Here is a 9,949-nt window from a genome sequence, read left to right as displayed (position 1 = left end):
CCTGCGGCGCTCCTGGCTTATCGTTACAACCTCGATTGTTTGCTTGTTCCTAGTCATATGCACAGTCCTATTCCTATCCGTAAGAATAGCGCATAGGCTGTGTCCGGTGAATCAGGGGGCTATTTCATCTATGGGCTCCAAGGCTCGGTGCATTTGGACGTGAACTACGACCAGGTAGCCTTCCCACGCTTTTTGAGCGACATGGCTACGTCATAGACGGAGAGCCTCTTCGAATTCAGTCTCATCAGATCAGACATTATCTAAACACCCTTGCACAACAAGGAGGAATGAGTCAGGAGGCAATCGCGAAATGGTCAGGACGGCGTGATGTCGCCCAAAATAGAGTCTACGATCACAGGACCGATTTTGAAAGAGTCGAGCAGTGTAAGCGTGCATTGTTCGACTCGCCCGGCCGTGGGGGCGCTAAAATTTTATCCAAATCGGCGGCACCTCTGGCTGACTCCATAGTTATTGCGGGAGTGGAAAAGGTCGCCTCTTCAACAGTCCAACATTGGGATGTGAATTTGAAACCCAAGCCCGTGTCGTGCGCAGAGATCGACTTAGGGCCGCGAGGTGCAAATCACGTAACGATGTGGGGCGTGTGCGAACATGACTTTTTATTTTCACCTTGTGACAAGTTTGGAGACTGCCTCAACTGCGTTGAGCACTACTGCGTCAAAGGTGCAGGCGCGAGTGATTTGGAACGCCTAGACCGGATTAAGTTCGTCCTCTCGGCGGTGGAAAAAGAAGTTATCCAAGCCACGCGGGCTGTAGAGGATAACAACCCAGGTGCTTCAAAGTGGCTAGAATCGCAGAGCAAATATCGAGCGAGACTGATTACCTTAGTTGGCATTCTAGAAGATGAAGCAGTGCCGCAAGGTGCGCTGATTAAACCAAAGGGGGCCAACGAACAAAGTCATCTGCACCGCATTTTGCGAAACAGCGCACTGATGGCAGTGACTCAAAACGTGCTTCCTTCAACACTCGTTGAGGAGATGCTCTGCATCCTCGACTCGCACCTCGAGGGACACTTGGGCGATAAGGAGGACTTGGGGAACCAAACCTCGCAATTACGTGCAAGGAGGATCCGTGGCGAGAAATAAAATCATCCAAAATTCTCACGTAACCGCTATTGTCGATATGGTGAGATCATGGCCCCACGAAACAATTGCTTGGGATGCTATCTGCGTCGCTAGCGGGTCAATTTTAGGGTATGTTCCGACACGGCAGGGATTGAACGGGCACCAGAGAATTAAGGATGCGGTCCATGCGAAAAAAAAATTGGTGCAAGCGCATCCTGTGCAACGACAACCAATGCCGAGCAGCCTGGCTGTAGCAAGTGACAGTATTTCTAGGCTAAATCTCATTATAAAAGCGTTGGAACAAGAGAACGCACGTTTGCTGACCTATGTAACGATCATGCAGTACAACGCATATGCAAATGGTCTTACGAAAGAACAAATAGAGAATCCACTCCCAAAAATAGATCGGGGTAGAGCAACTTGAGGGGGACCTCGAATATTGTTCGGACCGAGCACGTCCTCGAAGTGCAGTGGGTCGTGCTCGCTGGCAGTGCTCCCTGCCTGCCTTTACCTTGGACGCGCCAACGTTTCCTGAAAGTCGTGATTTGCCCGTCTTATTGTCTGCGGCAACTCCGTCGCCAGCATCTCGACGAATGCTTTGACTGCCGGGATCAGGCCGCGTCGGGTCGGATAGACGGCGTGCAGTTGATGGTCAGGCAGCAAGTGGTCGGACAATAAGGCCACTAAGCGGCCGTGTCGGATATCCTCTTCACAAATATGGAAAGGCAGTTGCGCTACACCTACGCCAGCCAACGCCATGCGCGACATCAGGTAGACGTCGTCACTGGCGAAAACCGGGGTGTACTTGACGTCCACCTCCATCCCGTCCGGTGGCGTCAGCCTCCAGCGCGGGCGTTCACCACGCACACCAGCGGGGCCGAGTCCCTTGACGCCCTGCAGTGCTTCGACCGTCTCGACAGGCCCATTTTTTTTCAGGAAGGCAGGGGCGGCCACCAATATCTGGTCGCTGATGCCGAAATTACGGATCACCAACTCAGAATCCTCCAGCGTCGAACGAATTCGGATCGCCACGTCGTAGCCTTCGCCGATCACATCGACCCGGCGGTTAGTGAGATCAAGTTCAAGCTTCACGTCGGCGTTCGCCAGCATAAACTTCGGTAACAGAGGTGCGAGAAACAGATGCGCAACGCCGATCGGGCAACTGACGCGTACGCGTCCCGACGGCTTGGCATTGGCGCGTGCGGCCACCTCATAGGCAGCCTTGGCGGCCACGCCGAGCAATTCGCAGTGGGTAAAGAAGGCGGCGCCGACCTCGGTGACGTTGACCGAGCGCGTCGAACGCTGGAGTAGCCGGACCGCCAGTCGCTCTTCCAAGTCGGCGACACGGCGGCTGACTCGCGATTTCGAAATACCCAGCGCGCGCGCAGCCCCTGAAAAGCCGCCGTGTGTAACGACGGCGGCAAACAGAGCAAGATCGTTCAGGTCTTCCAAAGCGGGCCTCATTGATTTGTTCAAAATGACGGTGAAAACGCAGTGATTGTATCAAATGCAGAACAATCTGTTCTCGCCACGATGGCTAGTGCGGCACCCATTCCGCCCCTATAGTTGATTCCGTTACCACTCACCAAGGACTCCAACCATGAACATTCTGCACCTTGACTCCAGCATCCTCGGCGATGCTTCGACTTCCTGCATGCTCAGCGCAGCGATCGTGGAGGAACTATTACAACAGCGTCCGAACGCGCAGGTCGTTCGTCGCGACCTGGTTGTTGACCCGGTCGCGCACCTGACCGGGGCTATCGCCGCCGGCTTTCGCGCCTCTGGTGGCGCCGTCGTGACGGATCAGGCGATGCTCGGCGAGCACACCAAGTCGGCGCAGTTAGCCGACGAGCTCCTCGCCAGTGAGGTGATCGTCATTGGCGCACCAATGTACAATTTCTCGGTCGCCAGTCAGTTGAAAACCTGGATAGACCGCGTGGCCCAGCCAGGGCGCACTTTCCGCTACACCGCCGACGGCCCCGTCGGACTGTCGGGAGGGAGGCGGGTGATTGTGGCGTCCACGCGTGGCGGCATGTACTCGACCGGCGCTGCGGCGAGCATGGATTTCCAAGAATCATATCTCAAGGCTTTCTTCGGCTTCCTTGGCATCAACGACGTCCAGTTTGTGCGCGCGGAGCGTTTGACCAAAGGGACTGAACTTCGCGAGCATTCGATTGCCGAGGCGCGCGCCACGGTGCGTGATGTGGTTACGCGCGCCTTGATGTGCTGATCGGCGGGAGGAGGCCTTATACTATTTTTTGTTACCCTGAACAACCGTCGCCCTCCCGAGGACATTGAAGCTCAACAAGCCAGCCACCGCGACTGGCTAATTGCCAACGCGCGAGCCGGGCGTATCGCACTGGCCGGCCCAATGGAACCGTGCACTGGCGGCCTGATCATGGCGCACTGCGCCGATCGCGGCGAGCTCGACCTGATGATGGCCGACGACCCGTTTGTCATCCACGGATCGGTCGAGGTCCAGGTGCTGTGCGGCGTTGTTGCATAAATCAAATCTGACGACAATCAGCCCAATCCCATGCTGAATTTACGCCATCTGGACGGACTGAGGGCGGGCCAGTGCGGTCATGCGGTTGAGCACACCCACACGAACCGCTACCTCGGTCGTTTGCGCACCTATCGTGCGCGCGGCCAGTTCCCGGCCGGCCAGCAACTTCAGACGGTACATCAAGGTTTCGGCCAGCGAGCGGCGGTGATAGCCGCTGGCCGCCTTCCACTTGCTTCGGCCGCTGCTGGCAATGGCGGAAAATGCACTTTGCGCCAGGTGCGCCGCTTGGAACTGCCATGCTTGCGCACTTTCCACTCGACCTCGCCGAAAACCTTCAGCCCAGTGCTTTCGATCACTAGATGCGGCGCCTCGCCGCCGCGCAAGACAGGTAGTGTCACTTGCAGGTCACGAGCCCGGCGGCACAATGTTGTGGAATTGGGCATGAGCAGGTCAGGCATACCGAGTTTGGCCAGGCTAGCGGCGAAACCCTGCGGCGCGCGCAGCGAGAGGCGGAATACCTGCTTGAGCCCGAGCGGCATCTGGATGTTGGCGTCAGCGTACACACAGGGCCTGCCGCGCTTGATCGGCCCGCTGCTGGCCTGCCGTTCCTGATCCGTTTCCAGCCAAACCGTCACGTCGCCCGGGCTATCAGTCCCGCGTTGTATGCCGGCCAGTTCGTCATCCGGTACTTCTCTCTTGGTCCTTGGCGCTGGCGCTGGCGCTTATCTTTGTGTTTCATGACAGGCAAAAAGCCAGAATCTACGCAAATTCCGCCAAAGTTAACAGCCCCACGGCACGCGCCGTTGCGCGTAAACGTCAGTCAGCATTGGCGGAGGGCCGGTTTATGCAACAACGCCCCTGATTGGCGTTGACGCCGTGTTCGCGCGCAATACGTGCGACCGAAGCGCCCGGTTTGAGCGATAGCGCCACCAAGGCGCGCTTGAACTCCAGCGGATGCTGGCGATAATGGCCGTGTGTGTTCTTAGAAATGACCGGTTGAAAATTTGTGTCCATAATCAGAATTTGTGGGCACAAAAGCTGTGCCAAAATTCGATCATGGAGGATGCTGGTCAGTCAGTCCAGACGGTGCTGGGATGACGCGTACCCATGGCATGGCTCACACTGAACCGGCCCGGAAATCTGGGAGGCTCAACGGGTTGTACAAAGCAGAGCTGATCCGCCGCCTCGCTCCCTGGAAGACACGCGAAGCCGTCGAATTGGCCACGCTGGAATGGGTGTCTTGGTTTAATCATCACCGGCTGCTGGAACCAATCGGCCACATCCCGCCGGCTGAAGCTGAAATGAATTACTATCGTCAACTTTCGGGTCAAGCCGTCTCGGCCTGACTCAAATCACGGGGCCTCTCAAAATCCCGGTCCGGTTCACCCCCAATATTGACAGCATGGACAGGCAAGGCGTGCGCCTTTCGAACTTCCACGTGGGCGCTTCCTGTTCTCCGACCCGGGCCATGCTGCTAACCGAAAGAAGTCGCGAGAATTATCCTGTCGTGATTTAGAGCGGCTTGTCAATGCATGAAAGAAGATTGAAAGAACATGAGGTCGGGCCTCCAGGGATTTAAATCTGATCAGTCTAGATCCAGGACCCTGCGGAAATTGGATCTGTATTCACTGGGGGCACAGCCCTGCATGCGTCGGAAACTTTTCGTGAAATTCGCTTGGTCGCTGAAGCCGGTTTTCTCGGCGATCTCGCGAAGCGGCAAACCCGACCTGCGCAGGAACCAGCAGGCCAATTCACCACGGGCTTCATCGAGCAAGAGCTGATAACTCAGTTCCTCTGATTCCAGCTTTCGAATCAAGGTTCTTTTTGACATGGCCAACTTGTCAGCGACTTCTTGCAGCGATGGCCATGCGGGTGTTCGTTGATGGAGCAAATGGCGAACCTTGGCTCCCGTGCTGCCCTTCAGTTTGGACAATTCTTCTTCGCCGGCCATCTTTAGCCGCGTGCATAAATCCGGGGCCGCGGTCTGAGAAGGTTGTATCGCCAACTCCATTGGAATCTGGAGGCTGACGGCCCCCTTGTTGAAGTCGAAGACTCTGGCAGGTATGGAGCAACGCTCCAGCCGGGATGGCGTCTCCCAAGGGAAGGTGAGTCGCATTGCATTGAACGCCGTATCTTCCGAAATGGCCTTGAATACATTGAAAATCGCCAGCACGGTTGAATACATCAGAAACCGCTCATAACGGGCAAGGCTTAAACGTGGCCGGACCTCCAGCACCGCCATGTCGGCCTGCTGCAGACATCGGTAATTGAACAGGTGATTGCGAATGGGGCCGTAGCGCACCATCGTCACCATGGCGTCCCACAGGGTATCGCTGGACAGCGCGACAAGTCCCATCGCTCCATGTGCGGCGCCAGGAACCGCCAAGCCTACTTCGATGCCTGCCTCCGGTGTGTCAAGCGCATGAAACACCTCAATTGAAGGAAGAAAGTCCAGGAGGGGCAGCAATCGCGGCGGGCCGGTAAAGGGACCCGGCAGGGGAAGGTGATGCGCGGCGAGGAGCTTGGTAAAGATCTGGTAATACGCGGAGTGGATGCTGGGTTCAAACCATGACGAGGGCAACTCGCTGCTCTTGGCGTCTGCTGCGCTTTTGAATCTGGCCATGGAAGGCTTTGCTGTTAGGTAGATGGATACGAGAGTAGTTATGGCATCTTAGGACAAATATCTGGCACTATCAAGCATTGTTGATGGCACTGCTGGACTCGATAATTTGCCACGGATCGCAGACTGAATCCGTGACTAGCAAGAGACCATCTGGAGACATCATGAACCATCAAAAAAAATTCAAATCCTTGGAGGAACGTAGCCATGTCCTCTAACGCTTCTTCTAAAAATCCCGTCAGAGTCCCGACTGAAAAGAAGGCAGAGCTGTACCTCTTGACGAATCCGCCGAAAGTGGCGTGGCCTACTGTCATGGTGTTGGCTTACATCGTGGTTGGGGTGATATCCGTCGACGTGGCAGCCGTGCGGGGACTTATCCCGTTGTGGGCGGGTATGCTCTTGAATGTAGTGACAATGTTCCCCATGTTCCATGTGATGCATGACGCGATGCATCGTGCTGCGTCATCCAATGTGAAGTTGAATGATTGGATCGGGCGTATCGACCTGCTCGTGGTGGGACCGCATACCACGCTGGAGTTGTGTCGTTATTCGCACATGATGCATCACCGTTTCACCAACGACGCTAAGGACCCGGACAACTATATCCACGGCAGTTGGTGGACGTTGCCGCTGCGTTGGATGACTTTTGACTTTAGCTACGCGTGGTACAACCTGACCAACGATGACCCGCGCAGCAGGAAAGTCATGCTGCGAGCGCTGCCCAATATGATCGCCACCGCTCTGGTTGCGGGTTGGCTGATCGACCACGGCTATGGCTGGTACGTGCTGTTGCTATGGTTCATACCGACACGCATTGTGTGCGGGCTGATTGCATTTGTATTCCTGTGGTTGCCTCACCTGGACGGAGATGAAAACGGCAAAGTCGGGCATATCACAAGCGCCGGATCGACTACGGACAACCTGACCGCAGGCACCACCATACGCCTGGGTAGCGAGGGAATTCTGAACTTCCTGATGCAGTGGCACAACTACCACTTGATACACCATCTCTGGCCCACCACGCCGTCTTACAACCACGCCAAGGTCTGGAAACTCATGGAGCCAGAACTGCGCGAGCGTGACCTGCGCATTCAGTACAACTTCGATCTGATTCCGACATTGCACCGCGGCGGCACAACTGCTGCGGGCGCCCGCTGAGCAAGCAGCAATAATCGGGAGTGACGGGCAGTTCGCTGCGATTGAACCCCACCTTCGCAAGATACGTGGCGGCTTAGTCGGTTCACCCCGGAGAGACTTCAACCAATTACAGAAAACCACAATGATCAATTCAAAGCAAAGCAGCAAGAATCAGTCCTCCGAACCGACGTTTGTGAAGATTTCCGACTCGGTCTCCCTCCGCTATGAGCGCTCGGGCGATGGCCCGCCGCTCATTCTTCTCCACACGATCCGTACGCAGATCGAATATTTCCGCGACCTGGTGCCGCTTCTCGCAAAGAAGTTCACGGTTTACGCTGTGGATCTGCCCGGGCATGGCCTGTCTTCCATCGACACCTCGGAGCCGTACGATGAGCCGTACATGCGAAAAAATATCATCACCTTTATTAAGGCCCTGGATCTGCGTGCAGTTACCATGGTGGGCGAATCGATCGGTGCCGTGATCGCGCTGACGACAGCTTCCGATGTTCCCGACCGTATCAAAGCGGTCTACGCACTCAATACTTACGACTACGAGACGCGATATGGTGATGGTATCCGCCGCGGCAACTGGTTTGCAAACATGATCATCGGCAGTTTGCAAGTCCCTATCTTCGGACCGATTGCCGCCGCTATCGCCACGCCTTGGATCGTGCGCAAGATTATGGGGGGCGGTTATGCGGATCCACGTAAATTACCCGCTGATCTGCTTGCTATATTCTTCAAGACCGGTAGTCGTCCCAACTTCCACTATGTCGAGCGAAGGGTGCTGGCCGTATGGCGCTCCTGGAGCAAGGCGCGTGAGCGGTATTTCGGTGTGGAAGCGCCTGTAACGCTCATCTATGGCGAGAAGGATTGGTCACGCGTCCCCGAGCGGAATCGCACAAAGGAGGCGCTGAAAAATGCCCGTCTGTACACGCTCCGGAACACGGGACATTTCTCGGCGGTCGAGAATCCGAAAGAAGTCGCGAGAATTATCCTGTCGTGAATTAGAGCGGCTTCCCCTGATCGCAGACCGAATCCTGCACTAACAAGAGACCATCTGGAGACACCATGAGAAAGTTCCGCTGCACCTACTGTGCCCATGTATATGACGAAGCCAAGGGCGATCCGGACTCCGGCATTGCGCCCGGCACCCGCTTCGAAGATATTCCCGACGAGTGGCAATGCCTTGAATGCGGCGCACTGAAGTCCGACTATCGTCTGATTGAAGACTAAAACATGGCCATGCTCCGTCGCTCTGCCACAGAGCGGGGGGCGGGCATCAACGAGTACCTGACACTTCAGGTTCAGTAGCACTTGGGAGTTGGACCATGGTTGCACCTATTGTCATTGTCGGCACCGGACTGGCTGGATACAGTCTCGCCAAAGAGTTGCGCAAGCTCGACGCCACCGTTCCTATCGTCATGATCAGCAGGGACTCCGGCGACTTTTATTCAAAGCCCATGCTGTCGAACGCGCTTTGCGCAAAGAAGTCCGCGGCATCTCTCGTCCTGAAATCATCGGTGGCGATGGAGGAAGAACTCCGTGCGCAGATTCTCACGCATACCCTGGTAGTGAAAATTGAGTTGCAAGCACGTTGCCTCCACCTCGAAGGCGGCCGGATACAGTTCTACAGCACGCTGGTGCTGGCGATGGGCGCGGATCCCATTCGCCCGGTCATGGCGGGAAATGGTGGGGATAGCGTCCTATCCGTGAATGATCTGGACGACTTTTCCCTGTTCGAGAAATCACTGGCGGAGCTAGACGCCCGCAACACCTCACGGAATGTACTTATTTTGGGTGCTGGCTTGATCGGATGCGAATTCGCCAACGATCTGCTGGCCCGCGGATTCAATCCGACCGTCGTGGATGTGGAGGATCGGATGCTGGCGCGTCTGTTGCCATCACAAGCCAGCCGGCGCTTGCAAACCAGGCTCGAAACCGCCGGGGTTGTCTTCCGGTTCAAGGCGGCAGCCGTATCTGTGAACCGCGCGGCTGACGGATTAGCGGTAGAGCTTTCGGATGGTACGGCAATGCGGTGTGATCTCATTCTGTCCGCCATCGGGTTGAAGCCGCGGCTGGGGCTTGCGGCGCAGGCGGGACTCGCGGTTCATCGCGGAATTATCACCGATGAAAAACTGATGACCAGCGAGCCGGGAGTATTCGCCATAGGCGACTGCGCCGAAGTGGGCCGCTCTGTGCTGCCTTTCGTCATGCCGATCATGTTCCAATGCCGGGCGTTGGCGGCGACACTGACCGGCACACCCACCGCGGTCAAGTATCCGGCCATGCCTGTTACGGTGAAGACGCCAGCCTGTCCGACGGTCATCTGTCCGCCGCCTGTCCGTGCTGAGGGGGCGTGGGACGTCCATGAAACGGAAGATGGTCTGGAAGCGCTGTTTTCGGACAGTACTTCACCGGACCGCGTGCTGGGTTTTGCCATACAGGACAAATCGATTTCGAAGCGCCAGCAGATGGCCGCTCGCGTCGCCACTTGAGTGGCGGCCGGGGGCGAGCCATGGTGATGCCAACTTAGGACAAATAGTTGGCAATTTCAACGAGCGGCGCCCGGCGCCGCCAGAATTCAATACAAAAAATGGAGAC

At 56.4% G+C, this 9,949-nt stretch carries 12 protein-coding genes and 2 pseudogenes; 10 read left to right on the top strand and 4 right to left on the bottom strand.

The genetic code is table 11. The annotated features are described in order from the left end of the window. Nucleotides 1–287: 287 nt before the first annotated feature. Both H3H39_RS17990 and H3H39_RS17985 read left to right on the top strand, forming a co-directional pair. Complete coding sequence (locus H3H39_RS17990; protein ID WP_182155013.1) at nt 288–1,103, top strand: hypothetical protein; 816 nt, start codon at nt 288–290, stop codon at nt 1,101–1,103. After that, nucleotides 1,090–1,506, top strand: a complete 417-nt coding sequence (locus H3H39_RS17985) for a hypothetical protein (RefSeq protein WP_182155011.1) — start codon at nt 1,090–1,092, stop codon at nt 1,504–1,506. Before H3H39_RS17990 ends, H3H39_RS17985 begins: the two co-directional genes overlap by 14 nt. 83 nt (nt 1,507–1,589) lie before the next feature. Here H3H39_RS17985 and H3H39_RS17980 read toward each other — a convergent pair whose 3' ends face one another. Then, nucleotides 1,590–2,534 (bottom strand): LysR family transcriptional regulator, encoded by a 945-nt coding sequence (locus tag H3H39_RS17980; protein ID WP_182155009.1) that lies wholly within the window; start codon nt 2,532–2,534, stop codon nt 1,590–1,592. 148 nt (nt 2,535–2,682) lie between these two features. Here H3H39_RS17980 and H3H39_RS17975 point away from each other — a divergent pair, with 148 nt between their 5' ends. Together H3H39_RS17975 and H3H39_RS17970 are read left to right on the top strand one after the other, a co-directional pair. Beyond that, nucleotides 2,683–3,312 (top strand): FMN-dependent NADH-azoreductase, encoded by a 630-nt coding sequence (locus H3H39_RS17975; protein WP_182155006.1) that lies wholly within the window; start codon nt 2,683–2,685, stop codon nt 3,310–3,312. A gap of 18 nt (nt 3,313–3,330) precedes the next feature. Then, nucleotides 3,331–3,588 (top strand): YciI family protein, encoded by a 258-nt coding sequence (locus tag H3H39_RS17970; protein WP_182155084.1) that lies wholly within the window; start codon nt 3,331–3,333, stop codon nt 3,586–3,588. 39 nt (nt 3,589–3,627) lie between these two features. On the opposite strand, the pseudogene H3H39_RS17965 reads toward H3H39_RS17970, so the two are convergent. Both H3H39_RS17965 and H3H39_RS17960 read right to left on the bottom strand, forming a co-directional pair. After that, nucleotides 3,628–4,327 (bottom strand): annotated as a pseudogene (locus H3H39_RS17965) (transposase). A gap of 77 nt (nt 4,328–4,404) precedes the next feature. Further along, on the bottom strand, nt 4,405–4,635 hold the full coding sequence (locus tag H3H39_RS17960; protein WP_229218115.1) for a transposase: 231 nt from the start codon (nt 4,633–4,635) through the stop codon (nt 4,405–4,407). Nucleotides 4,636–4,736: 101 nt separating this feature from the next. On the opposite strand from H3H39_RS17960, the pseudogene H3H39_RS17955 reads away from it, so the two are divergent. After that, a pseudogene (locus H3H39_RS17955) lies at nt 4,737–4,934 on the top strand (IS3 family transposase); the annotation flags it as partial. After that, nucleotides 4,931–5,104 carry a sulfatase-like hydrolase/transferase gene (locus H3H39_RS17950; RefSeq protein ID WP_255462673.1) on the top strand — a complete coding sequence of 58 codons (174 nt, stop codon included), beginning with the start codon at nt 4,931–4,933 and terminating at the stop codon, nt 5,102–5,104. The pseudogene H3H39_RS17955 and the gene H3H39_RS17950, both read left to right, overlap by 4 nt. Nucleotides 5,105–5,173: 69 nt before the next feature. Here H3H39_RS17950 and H3H39_RS17945 read toward each other — a convergent pair whose 3' ends face one another. Then, entirely contained in the window at nt 5,174–6,211 is a 1,038-nt protein-coding gene (locus tag H3H39_RS17945) for a helix-turn-helix transcriptional regulator (RefSeq protein WP_182155002.1), read from the bottom strand. A gap of 204 nt (nt 6,212–6,415) precedes the next feature. Between H3H39_RS17945 and H3H39_RS17940 the strand changes: the two genes are divergently transcribed. From H3H39_RS17940 to H3H39_RS17925, 4 genes are all read left to right on the top strand, one after another. Continuing rightward, nucleotides 6,416–7,366: a fatty acid desaturase gene (locus tag H3H39_RS17940; protein ID WP_182155000.1), complete on the top strand. Its 951-nt coding sequence runs from the start codon at nt 6,416–6,418 to the stop codon at nt 7,364–7,366. A 121-nt stretch (nt 7,367–7,487) separates the two neighbouring features. Then, entirely contained in the window at nt 7,488–8,351 is an 864-nt protein-coding gene (locus H3H39_RS17935) for an alpha/beta fold hydrolase (protein WP_182154998.1), read from the top strand. Nucleotides 8,352–8,416: 65 nt separating this feature from the next. Then, nucleotides 8,417–8,581: a rubredoxin gene (locus tag H3H39_RS17930; RefSeq protein WP_182154996.1), complete on the top strand. Its 165-nt coding sequence runs from the start codon at nt 8,417–8,419 to the stop codon at nt 8,579–8,581. 95 nt (nt 8,582–8,676) lie between these two features. Continuing rightward, the gene (locus tag H3H39_RS17925) at nt 8,677–9,843 is read left to right on the top strand and encodes an FAD-dependent oxidoreductase (protein ID WP_182154994.1); all 1,167 of its coding nucleotides are present in this window, start codon (nt 8,677–8,679) and stop codon (nt 9,841–9,843) included. Nucleotides 9,844–9,949 lie beyond the last annotated feature (106 nt).

This window comes from Rugamonas apoptosis (assembly GCF_014042355.1).
Classification (GTDB): domain Bacteria; phylum Pseudomonadota; class Gammaproteobacteria; order Burkholderiales; family Burkholderiaceae_D; genus Rugamonas; species Rugamonas apoptosis.
This window is presented reverse-complemented; position numbering and strand designations above follow the sequence as displayed.